Annotated in this window: 15 protein-coding genes; 10 read left to right on the top strand and 5 right to left on the bottom strand. The window is 68.4% G+C overall.

Translation table 11 applies throughout. The features are described from left to right. Positions 1-162: 162 nt before the first annotated feature. From CC117_RS05790 to CC117_RS05775, 4 genes are all read left to right on the top strand, one after another. A complete protein-coding gene (locus CC117_RS05790; RefSeq protein WP_071082719.1) occupies positions 163-861 on the top strand; it encodes a DUF433 domain-containing protein in 699 nt (232 codons plus the stop codon). A gap of 38 nt (positions 862-899) precedes the next feature. Continuing rightward, complete coding sequence (locus tag CC117_RS05785; protein ID WP_241829868.1) at positions 900-1,292, top strand: PIN-like domain-containing protein; 393 nt, start codon at positions 900-902, stop codon at positions 1,290-1,292. Positions 1,293-1,796: 504 nt separating this feature from the next. Beyond that, a complete protein-coding gene (locus tag CC117_RS05780; RefSeq protein WP_084131606.1) occupies positions 1,797-4,325 on the top strand; it encodes a type I restriction-modification system subunit M/S in 2,529 nt (842 codons plus the stop codon). Next, positions 4,322-4,549: a hypothetical protein gene (locus tag CC117_RS05775; RefSeq protein WP_071082716.1), complete on the top strand. Its 228-nt coding sequence runs from the start codon at positions 4,322-4,324 to the stop codon at positions 4,547-4,549. Before CC117_RS05780 ends, CC117_RS05775 begins: the two co-directional genes overlap by 4 nt. Positions 4,550-4,604: 55 nt before the next feature. On the opposite strand, the gene CC117_RS34270 is transcribed toward CC117_RS05775, so the two are convergent. From CC117_RS34270 to CC117_RS05750, 3 genes are all read right to left on the bottom strand, one after another. Further along, positions 4,605-5,534, bottom strand: a complete 930-nt coding sequence (locus CC117_RS34270) for a phosphotransferase enzyme family protein (protein WP_084131604.1) — start codon at positions 5,532-5,534, stop codon at positions 4,605-4,607. A gap of 6 nt (positions 5,535-5,540) precedes the next feature. After that, a complete protein-coding gene (locus tag CC117_RS34265; RefSeq protein WP_116287708.1) occupies positions 5,541-8,204 on the bottom strand; it encodes an ATP/GTP-binding protein in 2,664 nt (887 codons plus the stop codon). Between the two features lie 324 nt (positions 8,205-8,528). After that, complete coding sequence (locus CC117_RS05750) at positions 8,529-9,626, bottom strand: zinc ribbon domain-containing protein (protein WP_071082711.1); 1,098 nt, start codon at positions 9,624-9,626, stop codon at positions 8,529-8,531. A gap of 517 nt (positions 9,627-10,143) precedes the next feature. On the opposite strand from CC117_RS05750, the gene CC117_RS05745 reads away from it, so the two are divergent. Next, complete coding sequence (locus tag CC117_RS05745; protein ID WP_198541750.1) at positions 10,144-10,563, top strand: DUF6416 domain-containing protein; 420 nt, start codon at positions 10,144-10,146, stop codon at positions 10,561-10,563. Between the two features lie 162 nt (positions 10,564-10,725). Here CC117_RS05745 and CC117_RS05740 read toward each other — a convergent pair whose 3' ends face one another. Further along, positions 10,726-11,010: an effector-associated domain EAD1-containing protein gene (locus CC117_RS05740; protein ID WP_071082709.1), complete on the bottom strand. Its 285-nt coding sequence runs from the start codon at positions 11,008-11,010 to the stop codon at positions 10,726-10,728. A gap of 474 nt (positions 11,011-11,484) precedes the next feature. On the opposite strand from CC117_RS05740, the gene CC117_RS05735 reads away from it, so the two are divergent. Beyond that, the gene (locus CC117_RS05735) at positions 11,485-12,441 is read left to right on the top strand and encodes a tetratricopeptide repeat protein (protein WP_131803022.1); all 957 of its coding nucleotides are present in this window, start codon (positions 11,485-11,487) and stop codon (positions 12,439-12,441) included. Between the two features lie 1,286 nt (positions 12,442-13,727). Here the strand turns inward: CC117_RS05735 and CC117_RS05730 are convergent. Continuing rightward, complete coding sequence (locus CC117_RS05730) at positions 13,728-14,102, bottom strand: DUF7715 family protein (RefSeq protein ID WP_071082707.1); 375 nt, start codon at positions 14,100-14,102, stop codon at positions 13,728-13,730. A 316-nt stretch (positions 14,103-14,418) separates the two neighbouring features. Here CC117_RS05730 and CC117_RS05725 point away from each other — a divergent pair, with 316 nt between their 5' ends. From CC117_RS05725 to CC117_RS37280, 4 genes are all read left to right on the top strand, one after another. Continuing rightward, positions 14,419-15,561 carry a serine/threonine-protein kinase gene (locus CC117_RS05725; protein WP_084131644.1) on the top strand — a complete coding sequence of 381 codons (1,143 nt, stop codon included), beginning with the start codon at positions 14,419-14,421 and terminating at the stop codon, positions 15,559-15,561. A gap of 100 nt (positions 15,562-15,661) precedes the next feature. Continuing rightward, complete coding sequence (locus CC117_RS05720) at positions 15,662-18,076, top strand: DEAD/DEAH box helicase (RefSeq protein ID WP_198541749.1); 2,415 nt, start codon at positions 15,662-15,664, stop codon at positions 18,074-18,076. A gap of 71 nt (positions 18,077-18,147) precedes the next feature. Next, positions 18,148-18,600: a hypothetical protein gene (locus CC117_RS37880; RefSeq protein ID WP_198541748.1), complete on the top strand. Its 453-nt coding sequence runs from the start codon at positions 18,148-18,150 to the stop codon at positions 18,598-18,600. After that, on the top strand, positions 18,597-22,142 hold the full coding sequence (locus CC117_RS37280) for a DNA methyltransferase family protein (RefSeq protein WP_071082705.1): 3,546 nt from the start codon (positions 18,597-18,599) through the stop codon (positions 22,140-22,142). The genes CC117_RS37880 and CC117_RS37280 overlap by 4 nt, the downstream gene beginning before the upstream one ends. The last annotated feature ends 149 nt before the right edge of the window (positions 22,143-22,291 follow it).

The raw sequence follows: 22,291 nt of genomic DNA, 5'->3' as shown, positions 1-22,291 counted from the left end.
ACTGCCCCAACCTGCGCCCGGCGGCCGACATTCCCAGCCTCTGGCGGCGGGGCTGGGCCACCGGCCGCGGACCCGCACGGGATGACCGCGGCGACAGTACGGCCGGGTGAGCCCACAGCACGAGTCGGGAGAGATTCGCCCGGCGCGCGTCATGATGGAGCTGTGACCGTCGCGGCACTGGAACGTGAGATCTACTCGGTGGGTGAGGCTGCCCGCCTGCTCGCCGTGCGGCCGGCGCGGCTGCGGTCGTGGGTCGACGGCTACACCCGGGGGCAGATCCACTACGAGCCGGTGATCCGCCCCGAACACACCGGAAGCGAGCTGATCACCTGGGGGGAGTTCGTCGAGGCCGGGTACCTGCGGGAGTACCGCGTCCGCGGGGTCTCGCTGCAGCGGATGCGCGTCGTCGTCCAGCGGATGCGCGAGCGCTTCGGCGTGCTCTATCCGCTCGCCCACGCACGTCCCTACGTCCTCGGCCGCGACGTCGTCCTGGAAGTCCAGGAGGAGGTCGGGCTGGCGACGTCCCTGTCGATGGTCCGCGTCGACGACGGCCAGCTCGTCCTGGCGCCCAGGGCGCAGGACTTCTTCGAGAAGGTCGAGTTCGGCCCGGGAGACGGCAGCGGGGACGCGGCGCTGCGCCTGCATCCCGACCCGACGACCCGGCAGGTCGTCCTTGACCCGCTGCGTGGCTTCGGTTCCCCGGTGGTGCGCAACACCCGCACGGCGAACCTCTACGAGCTGTGGTCCGCCGGTGAGTCGATCGCCGAGATCGCCGTGGCCTACGAGCTTCCCGAAGCCGACGTCGAGGCCGCCGTACGCTACGAAGCCCGCCTCCGGGACCGGGCGGAGTCCGCCGCCTGACCATGACCTCGGTTGCCGATCTCCGGCCGCGCTTCTTCGTGGACGAGAACACCCTGCCCCTGGGCAAGGCGCTCGCCGCGGTGCGCTCCGACGTCGTTCATCCCGGTCACCGGCGCTGCCCGGTTCGGATGGGCGCGCTGGACGTCGAGTGGCTCCCGTATGCGGGCGACGCAGGCCTGGTGTTGATCACCCGTGACATCAGGATTCGGCACCGGCCAGCGGAGAAGCGCCTGTTTCTGTTACACGGAGTGAAGGGCATCTTTCTGACGAAGGGCGGCAGCATGCCCCGGTGGGACATGCTGTGCATGATTGTCCAGCACTGGAACAGGATTGAGCCGCTTGCTGAGGTCACCGGCCCGTGGTCCTACTCCCTGACTCGCGCCGGCATCCGGGAGCTGAAACTCCCTGCCTCCCGGGACGGTAGCCGCTGAGTCGAACCGCGGAGCGATCTGGCTTTCCCGGTGGCCCAGGCCCGCGAGCTCGTCCCCGTAGGCGTGGTCAACCCCAGCAAGGACTACACCGCTGGTTCGCTCCGGGGCCTCCCGCACTCCGGGGCGGGCCAGCACTGGCGGTACGGCCTGCGTGCCGCCGGTCTCACCGCGGCGCAACTACCAGGACGGATCTGCCGCTCAGTCTCAGCCGCAGCCCGTCCACCGACCTCCGTGTTCACCGTTGGGATGGCGAGGCCCCGGAGCGCCGGCGGTACGCAGCGCCCGGACTGAGACCGGGGCGAGCTGCCGGCGTGGGGCGGATCCTCGCCGAGGTAGCCGTGCGGAACTGTTAACCCCTAGATGGCGGTGCGGCTGCCTGGTGAACGGCATCTTTCCTGGTAGAAGTGGTAGTTGTCGGCGGCGTTTCCCCTCTCGGGCGCACCGTGACGGGTCGCATCCCGATGCGCATTTGTCCTGTCCGGCCTGTCCCGTCACGATGCACCCATGCGTTCAGACAGCACGGCATCGCCTGGCCCTGCGGGGGAGAGGGGAGCGGGTCTCGACTCTCTGATCACCCGCCGCGAAGTCGCGCAGTGGGCGGGCACCCGCAGGGAGACGGTGACTGTCTGGCAGCGCCGTCACGCGGACTTCCCCCGGCCGGAGGCCGACGGAGAGACGGAACGTTTCCGCCTCAGCGAGATGCTGGCCTGGCTGGCCGGTCGGCCGGTGCCCGCCGCCCAGCGGTTGGCTGGCGAACCTGACGGCGTCACCTACGCCGACCGCGTGCGGCGTGCCGCGGGACCGCCGCACGGCATGGCGTCAGGTAGTGGCGCGAGCGCAGGAGCAGACACGAGTCGCAGTGCAGACATGAGCCGCAGTGCGGGCACCGGCAACGGACCGGGCTCGGCCGGCGGTGCGGGTATGCGGCCCGGGCCACGGGTGGACGACACCCTGGTGAAGGAGATCCTCACGGAGCTCTTCGGACCGCTCGGGCGTCGGATACGTGGCGGGGCCTCGGGGGCGGCCTATCTCCACCTCGTGGTCGGCCTGCTTTTCCTGCGTCACCGGAACCCGCCGTCGTGGGCCAGGCTGCGCGACGAGGTGCGCGCGGCGGTCGACGAGCAGAGCGACCCGCGTCTGTTGATGGGTGCGATCGGCCGTCGGGTCGACGCGGTTCGCCTCGATCAGCAGCGGCGGCCGGCTACCGAGACTGCGGTCGCCACCTTCAGCGCGCTGGGCGGCCGGGCGGTGGAGGACGTCGGGCAGCTGGTCCGACTGTGTGAGGCGCTGCCACCCACCGTCTTCTCCGACCTGCTCGGCCGGTACGACCTGTTCGCCCGCTCGGACGGCCTTTCCTCGACCACCCCGCGTTCACTGGTCGAACTGGTCACGGCGCTGGCGGGCAGGCCGGACAGCCGCGCGCACGTGCATGACCCGTATGCGCGGGCGGGCGAACTGCTCGTGGGGGCACGGGAGGCAGGCTGGTCGGGGGAACTGTCCGGCGCCGGCCCCGATCAGGACCTGTGCCGGCTGGCCGAGATCGGCGTGAACCTGGGCGGCGGGCAGGCCACGCTGACGCCCGGTTCCCAGACCCCGTGGCAGGACGCGCCGGGCCCACCCGCCGATCTGATCCTGACCAACCCGCCGTTCAACACGAAGTCGGTGCGCCGGCCGGGCGAGCACTGGCTGCTCGGGCCGCCACCCCCGCGCAACGACAACTATGCCTGGCCGCAGCATGTGCTGGCGTTGCTGCGGCCGGGCGGCCGGGCCGTCATGCTCATGCCGAACCTCGCGGCTGTATCTGACGATCCGCGGGAGGAACTCATCCGGCGAAGGATGATCGAGGCCGGCTCCGTCGAGTTCGTCGTCGCGCTGCCCCGCCAGCTTTTCGCGACGACTCGGGTGCCGGTCATGCTGTGGGGCCTGCGCGCCCCCGGCCCGGACCCTGGCGCGGACCCCGGCCCGGRCCGCGAGGACGTGCTGTTCGTCGAGGTCCGCGGGCCCGCCCACATGGTTGGCAACCAGCGGGTTCTCACGGCCGCGGAGATCGGCGCCGTCGCCGCCTGCCATCGACGCTGGCAGGAGCAGCAGGGACGTCCGGCCGATCTCGCCGAGGTGATGGGCGAGGCCGGGGCGGCCCGCGCCGTGCCGAAGGACCAGATCATGCGACAGGGCTACTCGCTCGATCCCGCCGTCTATCTGGCACCCGCCACCTCGCCCGGCTCCGTCACGGACGTGCCGTCGTCTCCGGCCGAGGCACTGGCGGACCAGGCAACCGCCGCTCACCACGCCGACCGGAGGGTCGCGAACATCACCCTGCGGAGCTGCGACCGGGCGGTGGGACGGGGCCCGATGGCGGACGGTGACATCACTGCCGACGGTGACACCACGGCCAGTGACCTTCCCGCCGGCTGGTCGCGTGTCGTGCTCAGGGATCTGTGCACGATCCGGCCCGGCCCGTCCAACCAGATGATCAAAAAAGTCCGGTCCGGCACCGCGGACGGAACCCCGGTGGTACAGCCCCGCGACCTGCGGGACCGGCGCATCCGCGCGACCTCGCCGCAGCTGGTCACCCGGGAGGCGGCGGCGGGCCTGGCGCGGTTCGCGTTGCGGGAGAACGACATCCTGTTCGTGCGGACCGGCTCGGTCGGGCCCGTCGCCCGGGTGGGTCCCGCCGAGGTGGGGTGGCTGCTCGGCACCAACCTCCTGCGCCTGCGCGCACGCGGTGGCGTGGATCCCGGCTACCTGCTGGCGCTGCTCTCCTCACGGCCAGCTCAGGAATGGATCAGCAGGCGCTCCGACTCCGCGACCGCCATCCCCTCCATCAGTTCCAAGGCGCTCGGCTCGCTTCCCGTGAGCTGCCCGCCGCTCGACGAGCAGTGGCGCATCGGCGCGGCCCTCGCCGCCGTCGACGACCAGATCGCCGCCCATCGAGCCCTCGCCGACGCGGCCGAGAAACTCCGGGCCGACGCCGCCGACCACCTCGTCGCCGGCCGGCTGATCCCCGAAACCCTGCCGGAGGAACCCAGATGAGCACCGCGCCACCGACCCCACCGGGAACCGTGCGCATCCTCCTCGCGACGATCGCGCTGCTGGCCGGCGTCATCGTGGCCCTGGTCGGCGGCATCCTGCGGGTGGCGGATCAGGCGTCCCTCCCGGCAGCGATCCAGTGCGGCGGATGCGCCTTCGCGGCCACCGTGATGTTCCTGTTCACGGTCTTCCACTTCCTGACCGGTCCGGGCGACGGCCGGGACTGAATCGGACAGCTGGCCGCCGCCAACCAAATCTCTGACGCGGATCCACCATCTGTGCTCACAGTTGGAAGATTTTCTCCACCGAGTCAACAAATTTGATCATTTCTACATGTATTCCACTCTTACTTGGGTCGGGAAATCGGATGTTGTGACGCACGTAGCGATGATAGGCGATAATCAGCGCCGCGTTGACGATCTCTATCGGCAGGGCGACGAGGTCGCTTTCGTTAAGCTCCTCGACCTCTCGATAGCCGGAAATCAGGAGATCCATGYGATCCGTAGCCAGGAGGCCATCTCTCTGACCAAGTCCGACAATCGCCATTCCAAGGTCAAGAAGGGGATCGTCCAGCGAGATTGTTTCCCAGTCCAGTACGGACAGCTGGCCGTTTTCGCCGACAATTATGTTGTCGGCGAAAAGATCGCCGTGTACGATCCGCTTGATTCCCTTACGTTCCTCCTCCAGGGCGTGAACCTTTTTCATTTGTTCGGAGAGCCAGCCGCCAAAATTCTCGTCCATGAACTGGGAGATAGCGGCCTCGTCTACTGGTGAGAGTCGACGGGTTTCGGACGGGACGTCACTCAGTCCCGCGGCCTGGGCCGTTAGTTGATGAATGCTGGCAAGAATATTTCCGGYGGCAGGCAGGAGCGACAAGGGGAGAGGATCAYGTACCTCGCCGGAAATCCATCTTTTGAGGATGGTAGGCCGGCTGCCAAGCGCAGCAACCAGGTCGCCTGCGATGGTGGGAACTACCTCTGTAGTCGGGATGCCGAGCCCGAAAACGGTTTGCGTGTGTGCCGCGAGTCGCCTGGCGCTAGAGATATTGTGATTATCCAGTACGGTCAAGGTGAATTCGCCGCTGTCCGAGAAAAGATGAAAACTGGAATTCGCTGCGCCGCCTCGCAATGGGCTTATCTGTATGTCGGCGAGTCCGTAGTGTTGTGAGACCGTGTCCAGGTCGACCTGGTCGGCCGTCGTATAGTTCGCCATAAAATTTCATTCCTCTCGTCGAGCCGCGGCTTCCCGTCGTCGATCGTCGATGATCGTGGTCCAACGGTTGCGGACTTGTTCTGGTCCGTCTAGCCACTGTGCCAGAGGCAGATCGTTAGGTGACTCGTCCCCCGCCGCCAGGTAGGTCAGCTCCGCGAGATAGGCGAACTCTTCACCTACGACACAGGTCTGCAGCTGAGCCCTTGCATCGGCCAGGAGGGCCGGTGAATCAAGCACCACAGCATGTAGACAAGCGGCGAATCGGATGTAGGCGGCGGACGATGTCAGGCCGGCTTCGCGAGCGGCTCCAGCCAACGTCTCGGCTCGTTCCGGCAGGTCGGCGGCGATTCCTGCGTCCCGCAGAAGTTCGGCGGTGCGGGTATGGATTTCTGCCCATCGAAGCGAGATGTCAGCCAAAAGGGTGTCGGCGCGCGCGATCTGCTCAGTGGCTCGGGCTCTGTCCTGGAAGCCTGCGGCGAAGGCCAGGCAGGCCTGCGAGAGTGCAGCCTCGCCAGGCTGCCCGAGTTGTATTGCTTCGTCTCGACTGGCGGCGTACAAAGAACAGGCAAGGGTGACGTTTCCCTGGGTCCACCAGAGGTCGCCGAGTACACGCTCTCGACGGCCTTCCGGCCCGAGCCTTTCAGCGGCGGCGAGCACCTCGGGAAAACGTCCGGTTCTCCGGGCAAGATGCGCGATCCCACGAGCCGCCGTGGGAGCAAGCCGTCCACCTGCGTCTACTACCTGCTCCATGCCTTCCAGGGACCGTTGGAGGTTACCGAGATCGCGCTCACATTCCGCAAGATAGTATCGCGGTAGTTCCAGGAGGGATTCCGGCAACTGGCCCGATGCAAGCACGGTGCGAAGCTGGTCAGCGGTCTGACCGCGGTGCCGATGTTGCCGCTGCGCGATGGCGGTTAACGCCATCGCGAGGGCTTCCACGGGGCCGCTTATCTCCCCGCGCCGGAGATCTTGTGGCTCCGAGGCGGGTGGGAGCTCAATTGGCTCCCAGACGAAGTCGTCGACGTAACGGAAGGCAGCATCCTCCAGCCAGCCGAGTTGCAGACCATAATCACGGGCAAGAGTCATACCCTGCCGGAGGGCAGCCACCAGGTGACTACGATTCCCGGTGGCTTCTTCTCCATACGCGTCGAACGCGCGGGTGGCGGCCCGTCGCCAGTCCGCCGGACTCCACCGGTCCTCGCTGACGGAGTCGTCTTCACGCACTGCCTGCCGGATGAGGCCGTGCAATCGATAAGGCCAGAGATTTTCGTGATCTTCGTCAATGAACGGCCGCTCGATCAGTTCCAGCACTGGGGCATCGTGGTCCAGCCCGGCCGTGGCAGAGGCGAGCTCCACCGAGAAGGAGCCGAGGATACTAACTGCCCGCAGGGCCCGTCGGACATCCGGAGTGAGATCTCGGAAGGTGCGAGCGGCGAGGGCGGGAAAGTCCAGGTTGAACTCTTCTGAAGTGGGGATGCGGCCATGCCTCCGGTACAGGTCGAGAAAGCGCATGACCGCCAGATCTAGATACAGCGGAAGGCCATGTGAGTTGACGGTGATCAATCGCCTCGTCGCCTCATTGATCAACGGTTGGCCGTTCACAACAAGACGTTCGGACAGATAGATTTCGCAGTCATCGGAGGACAGGTATCCGACTATGTGCTGACGCGGCTCGTCGGTTGATCCGCCAGCCAGTAGAGGCCAGAATTCGCTGCCTGCCCAGTCCAGCTGACCTTCGAGCTTGCTCTCGGCCCACTCGAGCCTGTTGCGGCCTGTCACGATGAAGAACGCGTTCGGCATCAGCCATGCCATGCGTTGGATCAGTTGTTCGAGGTCGCGATGGACGCGATCTCCCACATCTTCGAAGGTGTCCAGCAGTACGACGAGGGTTGCGGATTTCTTGACGGGAATCTGACTCAGGTCCCACGCCAGCAGGTGAGAATAATAGCTGAGCGCCTCCAGGTCTGGTTCGGCTTCGAGAAGATCGGCCAGCCTTCGGCAGTTCGCCAGGGTGCGAAGCTGGCTCCGATGTTCTCGCAGCCCCCGGATGACTGACATCAGCCCCTGACCAGCCAGCGCGCCGACTGCTCCCGGCAATGCTACTGCCTGTGCGATGTCGGCCAGGGTTGATTGCATCTGGTCCGACAGCAGCCTGGTCCCAGGAAATCGATTGAACCACGTTCGGAGGCGCAGATACTCGTCGAGCGGCTCGCCCGGATGATTCCGGCTCCAGTAGCGCTGAAATGCGATATCGAACGCCGGCATGGGCTGCCCGATTTCCGCGACGGCGATCCGAAGGGCCAGAACAAGCGATTCGAAGTCGCTGCCGACATCGCGGGAGAGATCTATACGGACCGGGATTACCCTGCCTGTCTCCTGCTCCAGTGGAGGCCAGTCGCCTCTCTGGAAGTCGCCGGCAGCCAGATGTTCGGTCAGGCCACGCGAAAGTGTGGACTTACCTATGCCGCCAACACCGTAGAAGACGAGAACGTTACGTCGAGGGATTTCCAGGTCTTCCACGTCGAATGAGGGATCCCGCGTCCGCTGCGTGTGACGGGCGAGACTCGCTGCCACGGTCGCCCACTCATCCTGCCGGTCAGCGAAGAAATCGACCGCTTTCAGTTCGCGGTCATTGGAGCGGAAGAGTGCACGCAGGTCCGACTGAGACACGTAAGGCCAACCTTCACGTAGACGACCCAGCGCGCTCATTGCATCACGTAGCGTGCAAGTTGGTCAAGGTGTGCTTCCTGGCCGGGCCTGCGCTGCCGATCGTGATGAATCCCGGCGGAATGGTGTTCCCGTAGAACCAGCGCCAAGGACCTCGTCGGGCTGGTTACGGAGACTGAGCACCTTGCACGCGCGGGATCGTAACGTGATGGTCGACCACATCGGCTTTCCTCGCTGTCAGCGCGGCGACCCGAGCGCCTGCCTCCCCGCTGACCCGACCGGCAAGCCGGGCGACGCCGTGGCCGTGCGCCCATACCCTGACCGCCATCACCGAAGCCGGTGACGTCGTCGATGCCGACCTGGGCCGCCGCCCGCCCAGGCTGGCCACCCGACGACGCCGCGCTGACCGCCTTCGCAGCCCTCGTCGCCGGCCTGTGGACGTATCGGGCTGCCAGTGAAGGCCCCAACAAGCCCGGTCTCGTCAGACAAGGTCGTGCACCTCGGTATCTCGCCGTCCGGGTCACCGGCCGCAGCGTCGGGGGAGAGCGCGCCGAGCAGCTTCTCGTGGGGCACCGTGCCGGTGATCTCGATCTGAGGCGACGGTGTGTTGTTTAGCACCTTCACCTTCACATCGAGCAGGCGCAGCACCTCGGCTTGCTCGGTCAGGCCCATCCCGCCGAGCCGGGTTGCCGCACGCTCGGCCAGCGCCCACAGGTCACGCATCCGGTTCGACTCGGCGCGGGTGTCCGCACGCCACTGCTGCAACGTCTGCTCGTGGCTCCTGGCCGCTGTCAGGTCGTCGCCGATCTGCGCCTTCGCCTCGTCCAGCGCGCGACGTTCGTCGTCCGAGTCGGCCATCAACGCGGCCTTCGTGGCCCGGACCAGCGCCCGTTCGAGGCTCGCGATCCGGCGCCCGACCGCTTCGAGATGGTCGCGCTCGACCACCACCGCAGACGCGCGCAAGCCGAGGTAGTCGCTGGCCAGCTCGATCAGCTTCTCGGGTCGCCGCAGCAGGTCCGAGACCGCACCCCAGACCCGCCCCTCGACCTCGCCGGAGTTCAACCGGACGCAGTCACAGCGTGGTCCGCCGTCCGCACGCCACTTCCGGCGGCTGCACCGGTACTGACGAAGGTCACGGTCTCGGCGCCACACCCCGCCGTAGTGCGAGCCGCACGGCGAGTGCATCCGCAGCGACAGCGGGTAGGTGTGATCCGGTTCACGGACGCCGGTGGCCTTCTCAGCCAACGCCCGTTGCAGAGCCTCGAACCGCTCTTCGGTGATCAGCGGGTCGAGCTGGATCAACACCGGCTCGCCGCACTTGCCGGTCACGACATGCCCGCCGTACTCGCCGGCGCCCTTCTTGCTCCGTGGCCGTCCCGGCTTGGCCCACCACACCTCGTCGAGCAGGGTTCGGGAGCACGGCACCCGACGCAGGTTCTGGTGTTCCCATGCGGCGGCTCTGCGGCAACATCCCGTGCGCGTTCAGCCGCTCGCAGCATTCGCCGGTCGTGAGACCCTCGTCAACGATCCACGCGATCGCCTTTTCGATCATGTCGCGCTCACGGTCGTCGATCACGACCACGCAGTCACGGCCGTTGCCCTCACGGCGGTAGCCGTACGGCGCGTCACCGCCCGGCCAGCCACCTCGGCGCGCCTTCGCATGCTGGCCGCGCGCCATCTGCTCGACCACGTTGTCACGGTCCAGCTCGGTCGCGGACGGCCACGCCGGACGGCGGCAGTGACCTGCCTCAGACCCCCGTCTACGGCGCCCACCAGTGAGCTGTACCTGCCTGAAGACCCGCCATGGCCGATGTCAGATGGGTGTCAAGCCTGGCTCTGAGGCAGCTTTACCTAGCCAAGGCCTAGGTTGTATCGTATTGTGACGTGTCAACAGAGACCTGTTGGGTTCGACTGCTAGGGGGCAAACGTGATGGACGTAACCGTGAAGGTGCCTGAGGAGCGGCTGCCGGACTTCTACGCCATGTATGGCCGGTGGCTGGCCGGGCAGGACGCCCAGCCCGACGAGGAGCAGCCGACAGAGCCGGCCGAGTGGTCCGAGCAAGATCTAGTGCTTGCCAAGATCGTCTGGGGCAAGTTCAGCGACCGCGCGAAGGCCATGTTCTCCACGCTGATCGACTCGCCCGGCAAGAAGTTCGGGGGCGTCCAGCTCGCGGACGCGCTCGACATCCCGAACGGCAAGTACGGCACGGCAGGCGTGCTCGCCTGGCCCGCGCGACACTGCACCGCGGTTGACCGGCTGCTGCCCTGCAAGTACGAGGACGGAGTTCTCGGTGACGGCGCGAACTACTGGATGACCCCAACGGTCGCGAGCCTGTTCAAGCAGGCCCGCGACGGCCAGTAGACCGGCGCGTCGGTCCTCGTCACGGTGAGGTGACCTGCCGTGGCGGAGCGGCGCGGCGCGGTCTGCGCACCGCCGTAATGACTACGCGCGTCCGCGGCATCTCGCTTACCCTCGGCCACTTTCCCAACAGTTGGATTGCTGCCGATCATGACATCAACAACTCTAGAGACTTTTTTTTGAGAGGACTCCGTGGTGCGGGCCCTGCGCTCGCTGCAGAGCTAGGTTCCCGGGGAAGTCTTTTAGGGCGAGCCGGAGGATGGTCCGGGGCCCGTCTTCGACGACGCCGAGGCGGACCAGCCGGCCGACTTCACGCCAGAACTCAAGCGGGCCGGACGCCTGCCAGCTCGGTAGCCGACTCGGCGGGAACCCTGCTCGGTCCAGGAGCTGCCGCGCGCTCGACTCTCGGTCGTAGATCTCCGCGAGAGTGTCGATCGTGTCGTCGTCCAATGCGGCGACCTGACTCTTGGGTTCGTGGCCACGCGAGGCGCCACAGACGCAGGTGGCGGGGCTTGCGGACGGAGACGTCTGGTCGGGGGTGGTCCGCTGAGACCGAACGAGAATGCGGGGACGGCCGTCAACAATGAGGTACCCCGCGTGAGGACCATCGTCCGCGACCCGAGCGACCATGCTCACCGACCCTCATCCGGCGACTCCGACGCGATCGTACCTGGCAGGTCGGGGCCGCCTCCGGTCGGTGATGCGCACCCGGACGACCGGCCGGGGAGGCCAGGCCGCACGGCCCGGACAACACCCGTGTCTCCTTGACCGGTTTGCTCACGAGCGACCGCAGTTCGCCGCTACCGTGCGGCCCGAAACCGGGTGAACACGGGGAGTCGGCATGCGGAAACAGGCGACGGGATCACTGCCAGCGGCGCACGATGGGTACGGAGGGTGGCAACCTCTCCGGACAGCAGGTGCGCGATGGATATCAGCAGGCGACAACTCTGGGTCCTGGCCGGTCTCGGCCTGGTCCCGGCAGGCGAACTAATGATCGGCGGACGCGGCTCGTTCATCGAACACGGTCATCAGGTGATCGATGACATGTTCGCCGAGTACGGCTCCCGGGACCTCGCGGTCACCGCCTCGACTGCCGGCACCCACCTGCGCGGCCTGGTCGCGCTGTCCGACCAGCGGATGACCGGCCGGACCCGAACCGAGCTGCTCGCGTTGGAAGCGCGGGTTGGTGCGCTGCGCGCCCGTGCGTTGACCGACGCCGGACAGGTCGGGTCGGCCCGCGACGCGATCACGGGCGTACTCGCGAGGTCCGCACGGGCCGGTCACCGCGATGTCCTGGCCTACGCCTACGCGATTCGATCGGCGGTCGAGCTGCAGACCGGCCAGACCGCGGCTGCCCTGGAGTCCGCCCGGAAGGCGGTGGCAGTCTCCCCGAACGACCCGCGCGGGCACCTGGCCGCAGCCCGCGCCCATGCCGCACGGTCGGAGGCAGACCAGGCGGGTTCGCTGATCCGAACTGCGGAGCGGCTGGTGGACGCTGCGGACGCGCCGATGACCGGACCACCCGCGCCGGGGGCTGCGTCGCGGTTGGGGTGGGCGCGTGCGGCGGTCGACGTCTACGCGCGGATCGGTGATGGTGACCAGGCGCGTCGGGTGTTGGACGAGACCGTGATTGCGGTTCCGGCGCAGCTTCGGGAGGACACCGCGCAGGCGTTGGGCGCGTCCTACGCCCGGACGCTTGCGACCACCGACCCGGACGAGGGGGCGCACATCCTCCACGGGACGCTGGTTGCGTCGATGGCGATGGGGACCCCTGCGCGGTCGGTGGTCGAGCGGGTCGATGCATTCCTGCTGGCCGCCCCGCGCGATCACATCGCGGTGTACGGCCTGCGGTCRCTCCGCCGGGAGGTCACGGCGGTCTGACTGCCATCCAGATCAACTAAACCTGGTAGTGATCGACTAAATTGAAGTGGCGCGGTCCGTCGCCCGACTAATCGGATCGGGCGACGTCCGCGCCGACGCAGAGATGATCACACTAGGTGACACGATCATGCGCCTGGGGTACTCTGGACCCCTGCGAGCCTCACAAACCACGCGGTCCCTGGCAGGAAGTTTGGTTTATGGCCCGGCGGCGACCGGCGGGTGCCGTTACACCCCACTCGACCGGTCGCCGTGCCTATCTCCTGTGGATCACGGTAGCTGGCCGCCTTCTGCATCGTCGTTGTCGTCATCGCGATCGCGTGACGAAACCTTGGCGATGGCCGCGCTTACCTTAGTACGGCCGGTGGTATCTCGATCGCTACCCCCCTGGCGGCGATTTCCCACAAGCCGTCCTCATTCCGCGACGCGAACCGCTCTTCCTCTGCTCGCTTCAGCGCGCTATACACGCTCTGAGCGGGGGCCTTCCAACTCGGATCGACCCAATTACGTCGCTCGAACTCTTGGAGCACCTCGGCTGGACGAAGCGGGCGGGCTGCATCCTTGAGTACCGTAACTACCCGGTACATGGTGGCCTTAGGCCGTCGCGCGTGGGGAGGGGTGCTAGCGGTCACATGAATTCTCGGCTCGACCGAGCTGGAACCCTCCGGGCTTTTTCGAACCCTGAACTGACGCGCTTCGGGGACAGAAATGTGTTCGCGAGAACCTGTAGGCGCTGCCCCGGTATCGTCGCGTTCCGAATGGCGTTGCTTATTAAGTAGTTGCCTGATTGCGTTTAACATTTGTTGTGTCTTGATGAGCTGATCGGACACGGCAGCGAGTTCGGTGTGGAGTATCTCTCGCCTGCGGACTAGGGCGGCGGCCTCTTCCCTTGCAGCCTTGTATGCCACCTCTAGTGCGGCGACCACTTCGTTCGGCTGCGTGCTCACGAAGGTCAGCTTACAGACAGAACCCGATGATGTCCAGGTTCTGGGTTTAGCAATAAAGCCTTCAGGGCTACGCCTCAAGGCTGCGGTCACCGGCGGTAGGTGTGGTTGCCCGCATCGGGCGCGCAGGTGCCTCGCCGAGGTCACCGGCTGGGCGGGGTGGTCCGGACATGACGAGACCCCCCGCCCAACCGCCGTTTGGCGTGACGAGGGGTCTCGGTCGACCGTATGTGCAGGTCAGGCGGGCAGTTCCACCCGGAACGGGATCGGGCTGGTGACCCCGCCGTCGGGATACTTCGGTGAGCAGAGTGAGCACCTGCGGAGTAGCTCTCCGTGCGGGCGCGGTCAGTCGCGAACGGCGACTGTGGCGAGGCGACGTTCCGCGACGGTGCCCACGGGCCAGCTGTCCACGAGCCGAAGCAGATCGGCGGCCAGCGACTCGACGGCCGTGGTGAACCAGCGCAGAGCGGCCAGCCCGCTCCGCAGCGCTTCGGYGTAGGAGGCGTGTGTCAGCTCGGCGATGTCGCGGACCATCGCCGTCGTCGTCGCCTGGTGGGAGACCAGCCCGGCAAAGGATCGGCCGCACCCGCATCCACCGTCGGRGTCCGTCCGGTCGACCGCGCAGGTTGGGCCGATCCACACCAGCTCACCCTCGATGCAGTGGTGGAAGTCGGTGGGGCGGGCGCCCTGGGTGGCCGCGGTCGCGGTCAGAACCTTCATGGCGGGCTCCTCGGGGCAGGGGACGCAAGGCTCGCGGGCGGAGAGGGAGGCGCGACACCACGGAACGCGCCGTCTCGCGATACTTCTGAGGATCGGTCACGCGACCCCTGGAGCGACGACTACGCCAGCGGGAGACCCGGAGAGAGGACAGCCGAACCCCTGGCGTGTTCACCACCGGTGGTCGGATGCTGGTCCACGGTTGACCAGGGAGTGACAGTTCCGGCAGGTCGGTGCGTTGCGCGACCCGTTCTGTCCAAACGGTAAACTTCGACAGCTCGGTGCAGCTGGGGCTATCGACGTTTGGGGGAACGTGATGATGGTGTCTGCCCTCCAACCGTCCGATCCACCGCAGGCCGGCCCGTACCGTCTCGTCCACCGCATCGGTTCGGGGGGCATGGGGCGCGTCTACCTCGGGGTCTCTCCCACCGCCGAGAAGGTCGCGGTCAAGGTGGTCCGGTCGGATGTCCTGCCCGACGAGATGATCCGCGCGCGTTTCGCTGGCGAGGTCGACAGCCTGCGGATGGTGTTCGGCTCGCGTGTCGCCCGCTTCGAAGGCGCGGATCTGGAGCACCATCCGCCCTGGCTGGCCGTCGAATACGTACCGGGGCGCACTCTCGCCCAGCACATCGAGCTGCACGGCCCGCTGGGCGTCGATCTCGTCGCGATTCTGGCCGCGATGCTGTGCGAGGGGCTGGCGAAGGTGCATGAGGCGGGGCTGCTGCACCGTGACCTCAAGCCGCAGAACATCATGCTCGGCCCGGACGGTCCGAAGATCGTCGACTTCGGTCTCGCCAAGCTGGCGGAGGGCCGCACCCAGCTGACCGCGCCGGGCGGCATCGTCGGCACCATCGCCTACATGCCCCCGGAACAGGCCCGCGGCGAAACGGATCGCCTCACCACCGCGGCCGATGTCTACGCGCTGGGCGCCACTCTCGCCCATGCGGCGACGGGCGGCCTGCTCTACCCCGCAGGGGCGCCGGCCGCCGTCCTCTACGCCGTCGGAAACCCGGCGACACCGCCGGATCTGAGTGCCGTTCCCGGCCCGTTGGCACCGCTCGTCGCCGCGATGGTGGCCTTCGACCCGTCCGCACGCCCGAGCCTCGCGGCGGTGGGCGAGGCGATGCTCGGGATGCTCTCCGCCCCGGTCGCGGCGATGCGTGAGCGCCTCGTGGCACTGACCTATCCAGGGCACACGCAGCCCCCGGAGCCCGGGCAGCTGTCGGAGTCCTCGACAGTCGTGCTGCCCGGGCCGTCCGTGGATCTCGTCATCGACAGCAGCACCGATGCAGTCGGCGAGGAGCCTGCTGACGGGGCGAAGGCTTCCACCAGCGAAAATCTTCCGATGCCCCGGCCGGAGCCGGCCGCGCACCGCGCAGCTGGCGCGGCGGCCGACGCCGTGGACGTGTCGTGGCTCGTCGGGGAGCTGCGGGCCGAGTACGCCCGCGACGCTCCGTTCTGAGGATCCCGACAGGGATCAGACCAGGCCCTGGGGCCAGGCCGCAGGTCGCAGGGGGCCTGGCCTGAGCTGGGGACGAGACTGTGGTGAGAGAGGTGCGGGTGTGGTCGCGGTGCAGGAGCCGAACACGCGGGACGCCGAACCGCGGGACGACGGGGTTCGGTACGCGGCGGGGGCGCGGATCCTTGTCCGGGACGAGGAGTGGCTCGTCCGGCAGGTGACCCTGACCGAACATGACGGGTACCTGCTGCGCGTCGTCGGGGCGTCCGAGTTCGTCCAGGACGAGGAGGCCGTCTTCCTCGACCGGCTGGACCGCGTCGAGGTCCTGCGCCCGCAGGACACGACCCTGGTCATCGACGAGACGCCGAAGTTCCGCCGCAGCCGGCTCTACCTGGAGGCCGTCCTGCGCCGCACCCCGCTGCCGCGCACCGAGCGGGGTCTGGCACTGGCCGACGGGTTCCTCCTCGACGCCCATGACTACCAGCAGCGCCCGGCGGAGAAGGCACTCGCGGGGCTGCGCCCACGCATCCTCATCGGCGATGTCGTGGGCCTCGGCAAGACCCTGGAGATCGGGCTGCTGCTCGCCGAGCTGGTCCGCCGCGGCCGCGGTGACCGCATCCTCGTCGTCACCCCGCAGCACGTGCTGGAGCAGTTCCAGCACGAGCTGTGGACGCGGTTCGCGCTCCCGCTGGTCCGGCTCGACTCGCTCGGCATCCAGCGCATCCAGCAGGAGATCCCGGCCGGCCGCAACCCGTTCACCTACTTCCGGCGGGTGATCGTCTCGATCGACACCCTCAAGGACGTCGGCATGTACGGCGACCACCTGAAGAACACCACGTGGGACGCCRTCGTGATCGACGAGTCGCACAACCTGATCGGCGAGAAGAGCCTGCGCAACCGCCTGGCCCGGTTGCTGGCGGAGAAAACGGACGCGCTGATCCTGGCCAGCGCCACCCCCCACAACGGCGACCGGCAGTCGTTCGCCGAGCTCATCCGGCTGCTGGAACCCACGGCCGTCACCGACGCGAAGAACTACACCCGCGAGGAGATCGAGCCCTACTACATCCGCCGCACGAAGACGGACCGCGAGGTCACCGACAAGATCGCCGAGAAGTGGGCGCCGCGGGCCCCGTCGATCTCCTGCCGCTGCCCGGCGACACCCGCGGAGGAGGCGGTCTTCGCCGAGCTGGCGGCCGTCTGGCTGCCTGCCGTGGGTGATCCCGAGGAGGCGGTCGTCGGCCGGGAGCGCCGGCTGTTCCCCTACACCCTGCTCAAGGCGTTCCTGTCCTCCCATCTGGCCCTGGCCGAGACGGTCGACAACCGCCTCGCCTCGAAGACGTGCAGCAGCCCGCAGGAAAAGACCGCGTTGGCACGGCTGCGCGATCTGGCCGCCGCCATCCCCGACGGCCCCGCGACCGGTCAACCTCCGACAGCCAGCTCGCAGCCACCGGCCAAGCTGGCCCGGCTGCTGGAGGAACTGCGCGAGATCGGCGTGGCCCCGGGCTCCGACCACCGGGTCGTGGTGTTCTCGGAGCGGATCAGAACATTGGACTGGCTGGCCAAGGCCGTCCCCGCGGCCCTCGGCTTCTCCGCGAAGCAGGCCGCCGCCGCGGTGACGGTGCTGCACGGCGGGCTGCCGGACACCGAGCAGCAGCGGATCGTCGAGCAGTTCGCACTGGGCGGCAGCCCGCTGCGCCTGCTGTTCACCGGCGACATCGCCTCCGAGGGCGTGAACCTGCACCGGGAATGCCACCAGCTCATCCACTTCGACCTGCCGTGGAGCCTGATCCGCATCGAGCAGCGCAACGGGCGTATCGACCGCTACGGACAGGAGCGCAAGCCGCAGTTCCGGGCCATCGTGCTCACCTCGGCGGTGGACGGCGCCAAGGACGACACGACCGTCGCCGAGAAGCTCCTCGCACGTGAGGACGAGGCACACCGCACTCTGGGGACTGCCGAGGCGGTGACCGGTGAGTTCCGCGCCGATCTGGAGGAGGCGCGGATGGTGCGCAACCTCGTCGCCGGCCGCCCGGTCGAGGAGGCACTCGTCCCGCGCGATGTGACGTCGGTGCTGGCGGGCCTGCTCGCCGGCACCGGCCCGCAGATCCCCCCGCCCCCGGTGCGGGCCCGGATCCCCACCCTCTTCGGAACCCCCGGGCAGCCGAGCAGTGGGCCCCTGCCGTACGGCGCAGGGGTGTACGGCTCCGGGGCGTACGGCGGCGCTCCGGTGGCCGGCCCCACGGAGCGGTTCGTCGAGGAGGCGCTGCGCGAGGTGTTCGACGATGACCCGGAGACCAGGCTGGCGCTGAACCGCGAGCCAGGCCTGATCTCCTTCGACGCCCCGGAGGATCTCGAACATCGCCTGTCGGACCTGCCCCGCTCCTACCTCGCCGACCGGCGCGACGGTGACGGAGTTCTCCGGCTGCGGCTGACATTCGACCGCGAGGTCGCCGACGCGAAGCTCACCGAGGCCCGGAAGCGGGCCAGGACGTCCTGGCCCGATGTGGGTTACGTATAAGTGAGATCCACCCCGTCGTCGACTGGCTCGTCGACAAGGTGCTCGTCCGGCTCGGACGCCAGCAGGCCCCCGTGCTCGTCGCGGACGTCCGCGAGCCGGTGTTCCTCGTCCAGGGGATCTACTGCAACCGGCTCGGCCAGCCGACCGTGGTGCGGTGGATGGCCGTCTCCGGCCTGCCGGACGAGCCCCGGGTGGATGAGATGGAGCAGGTGCTCGCCGATGCGGGTGTCGGCCCGGAGATGACGAACCCGCCGACCGAGCCCGACCTCGCCGCCCTGCAACGGCTGGTCCCCGCCGCGGTCGACGCGGCGACCCGTGAGCTGCGGCGCCAGCGGATGGCCTGGGAGGCCAGCATCGCCGCACCGTTGGCGGCCTACCGGGCGCGGCTGAGTGGCTGGCAGCAGCGGAGCCTGTTCCACGACGTGGAGAAGACCGTGACCGACCAGATCAGGATCGTCGACCGCCTGGAGACCTCGGGCGAGCCGCTGCTGCGGGTCCTCGCGGTGCTGGAGCCGGCCCGATGACCTTCGAGGCGCTGACGAACCGCGGCGAATATCTCTCGCCGTACTACCTGGCCGAGGTCCTCCCCGCGGAGATCCGCAAGACCGCCGCCGACCGCTGGGCGGCCCTGGAAAAGGCGGCCGGGGCATCGGAGGCGGCGCAGGCATCGGAGGCAGCGCAGGCGGCCGTCACCCCTCGGGCCGGCCTGCGCCGGTTGAGGTCCGAGTACTTCGCCCGCAAGCCGGCGATCGTCGGGGTTGACGGGCTGGAGGTCGAGCCCGGCGGCGCGCCCCTGCGGGCCCTGCACGACGAGGTCCTCGCGGCGCTGGGCTTCAGCCCGCGTCGCCAGACCGTCACCGTGCCCCGAGCGGGCACCGAGTACAGCGTCCGCGTGCTGTACGCCGACACCGCCGAGGGCACGAACGGCGAGGGCTCACCGGACGGCGCCGAACCCCCGGCCGGCCGGGACGCTTCGGCCGGCCAGAAGGCTCCGGGTGACGGCGCGGCGGAGACCATCCGGCTGCGGGGTGACGGCATCGTCGCGATCGAATGCACCTGGGCTTCGGACGTCGATGCCGCAGCCGACCCGGACGGCGGCGGCCGGCTGCTCGACCCGGTGCGCCTCGACAACCGCGAGCAGATCGAACTGGGCGCGAAACTGGCCGGCCATCTGTTCGCCGCCGACTCCGGTGGCGCCCCGCGGTACGTGTTGATCCTGAGCGGCGGGGTGCTGACCCTGGCCGACCGGCTCACCTGGGGTGAGGGCCGGTACCTCGCCGTCAGCTTCGACGTCGCGTTCGCCCGCAACGACACGAAGGCCGGCGGCGAGCTGGACGCGATCGCCGCCCTCTTCGGCGCCGACGCCCTGCGCCCCCCGCCGCAGGGCGGGACGGAGCCGCTGGCGGAGCTGGTCGCCGGCTCCCAGCGGCAGGCGGTCGGTGTCTCCGCCGAGCTGCGGGAGGGGCTGCGGCTGTCCGTCGAGCACATCGCCGGCGAGGTGCTTGCCCGGCTACGCGAGGCAGGAGTCGACCCCGCGGAGATCATGCCGGTGGCGCAGCTGGGCCGCCAGCTCACCCGGGAGTCGCTGCGCTACCTGTACCGCATCCTGTTCCTGCTCTACGCCGAGGCGCGCCCCGAACTCGGCGTGCTCCCGGCCGACTACCCGGAGTACGTCGAGGGGTACAGCCTGGCCCGGCTCGGTGACCTGGTCGCCCGGCGCCGACCGACCGGCGACGACGCCCGCAACCGCCTCTACCTCTACGAGTCCTTGGACCTGCTGTTCGGCAAGGTCAACCGCGGGTACCGCCCGGTCGGCAGCGAACCCACCCCGGAACCCACCCCCGACTCGCCGAGGCGCAGCGAGGGGGAGGGGCTGCGCTTCGAGCCGCTGCGCTCGGAGCTGTTCGCACCGGACGCCGTCGAGCTGATCAGCGGCACGCTGGCCGTGCCGACCCGGGAGGGCACCGCGCACCCGACCGTTGACACGCGCCTGCGCAACGACTGCCTGTACCACGTGCTGCGGCTGCTCATGCTCACCCGAGGGAAGAAGGGGCCACGCCGCGRCAAGGGGCGGCGCGGGGGCTTCATCTCCTACGCGCAGCTCGGCATCAACCAGCTCGGCGCCGTCTACGAAGGGCTGATGTCCTACAGCGGGTTCATCGCCACCGAGGAGCTGTACGAGGTCGCCAAGGGTGGCGACCCCAGCGACGGCAGTTGGATGGTCCCCGCGTCGAAGATCGACGAGTACGCCGACGAGGTGTTCGTCCGCCACGTCAACGAGGAGACCGGCCGGCGCACCGGTCCGCGGGTGCGGTACCCGAAAGGCTCCTTCGTCTACCGCCTCGCCGGGCGGGACCGGCAGACCAGCGCCTCCTACTACACCCCACAGTCGCTCACCCAGGTCACCGTCGAGCTGGCGCTGCGTTACCGGCTCGACCAGGACGGCACGACGACGCCGGCCCGCGAGTTGCTCGACTGGACGATCTGCGAGCCGGCGCTCGGCTCCGGCGCCTTCCTCAACGAGGCCATCAACCAGGTCGCCGCCGAGTACCTGAAGCGGGCCCAGCTCGAACGCACGAAGCGCGCCCAGGAGGAGCGCGAGCAGCGGGCCGCCAGCGGGGAGCCGGAACCGGCCGGGCCGGCCGAGGAGATCTCGCTGGACCCGGAGCGCTACGCCGTCGAACTGCAGAAGGTGAAGGCGTACATCGCTCTGCACAACTGCTACGGCGTAGACCTCAACAGCACAGCTGTCGAGCTCGCCGAGATCTCCCTGTGGCTGAACTGCATGCACGCCGGCCTACAGGCCCCCTGGTTCGGCCTGCACCTGCGGCGCGGCAACTCCCTGATCGGCGCCGGCCGCCGCTATTACACCCGCGACCAGCTCACCGGCCGGGCCTGGCTGCAGACCGCCCCCACCGACCACCCCTTCCGCGATGGCGAGCTGCCCGCAGAGTCGATCCACCACTTCCTGCTGCCCGCCGACGGCTGGGGCGCGGTGGCGAAGGAGTCCGAGGCGAAGGCTCTCGCTCCCGAACAGGCGAAGGCGCTGGCCGCCTGGCGCCGCACCATCACGAAGGCACCGACTACCAAGGGAAACCCTTCACAGGCCAGACGGCTGGAGGCACTGGCCCGCCGGGTCGAGTTCCTGTGGGGCCTGGTGCGCCAGCGCCTGGAGATCTCCGAGGCGGAGATCCGCCGCGAGATCGACGTCTGGGGAGCCGAGGACCTGCCCTCGGTGCAGGGCAGGATTCCCCGCGACAAGGTCCGCAGCGACCTCGACTACGCCGGCACCCCGTTCTGGCGTCTGAAGACCCTGATGGACGTCTGGTGCGCCCTGTGGTTCTGGCCCCTGGACGGCGCGAGCCTCCTCGATGGCACGGCCCCCGACTACGCCGTCAATCCGGTCGTCGTCACCCACCGCCCCCCGGAACCGACCGCCTTCCAGGAGGACGCCGGCCGGACGCTGACGTGGCAGGCGCCGTCGATGTTCGAGGAGGAGCCGGGGGTCGAGCCGGTCGTCGCCGCGTCGACGACCTCCGCCCTTCCGGAGAAGAAGCAGCAGCCGAACCGCAGGACGATTGAGCGGCTCCGGCGATCCGTGCCCCTTGCCGCCCTCGACGACTGGCTGGCCTTCGCCGAGGCGCTGATCGGCCGCAACGAGATACCCGACGACGCCTTCGTCTCCCGCTTCACCACCCTGGACGAACTGGAAGCGTACGAGGACGAGCTGCCCGCCTGGGTCGGCCAGGACCAGCCCACCACCCTCGCCGAACGTTTCCCCTGGCTGGCGACAGCCGAGCGGATCGCCGCAGACCAGGGTTTCTTCCACTGGGAGGTCGAGTTCGCCCAGGCCTTCGCCACCCGCGGCGGCTTCGACCTCCAGGTCGGAAATCCGCCGTGGGTTCGCCCCCGTTGGGAGGAGAACGTCCTTCTCGCTGAGGGCGACCCATGGTTTATGCTCGGTGAAGGTGCTGGCGTTCAGGTCGCGCGGGCACGTAAAGACCAGCAGCTTGCCGCTCCAGAAGCACGCAGGAGCTACCTTGAAGTTATTCAGAAACTCTCTTGATCCTCTCGAAGCTCAGTATTCGTTCGGATTGCTGTTCGTTGATTTTCTGGAGGCCGACGGCAGCCTGGACGTCGGCATCGATGCGACCGAGTTCGCTGCGGTGGCGGGTGGTGAGGATCCGCCAGTTCTTCGTGTGGGCGACTCCCCAT

Source organism: Parafrankia colletiae, assembly GCF_001854655.1.
GTDB lineage: Bacteria > Actinomycetota > Actinomycetes > Frankiales > Frankiaceae > Parafrankia > Parafrankia colletiae.
Note: the sequence above shows the minus strand (reverse complement) of the source record. Positions and strands in the feature narration are given on the sequence as shown.

Excerpts from the sequence above, each read along its gene's own strand:
- CC117_RS05775 (WP_071082716.1), top strand. The coding sequence starts at position 4,322 with ATGAGCACCGCGCCACCGACCCCACCGGGAACCGTGCGCATCCTCCTC.
- CC117_RS05725 (WP_084131644.1), top strand. The coding sequence starts at position 14,419 with ATGGTGTCTGCCCTCCAACCGTCCGATCCACCGCAGGCCGGCCCGTAC.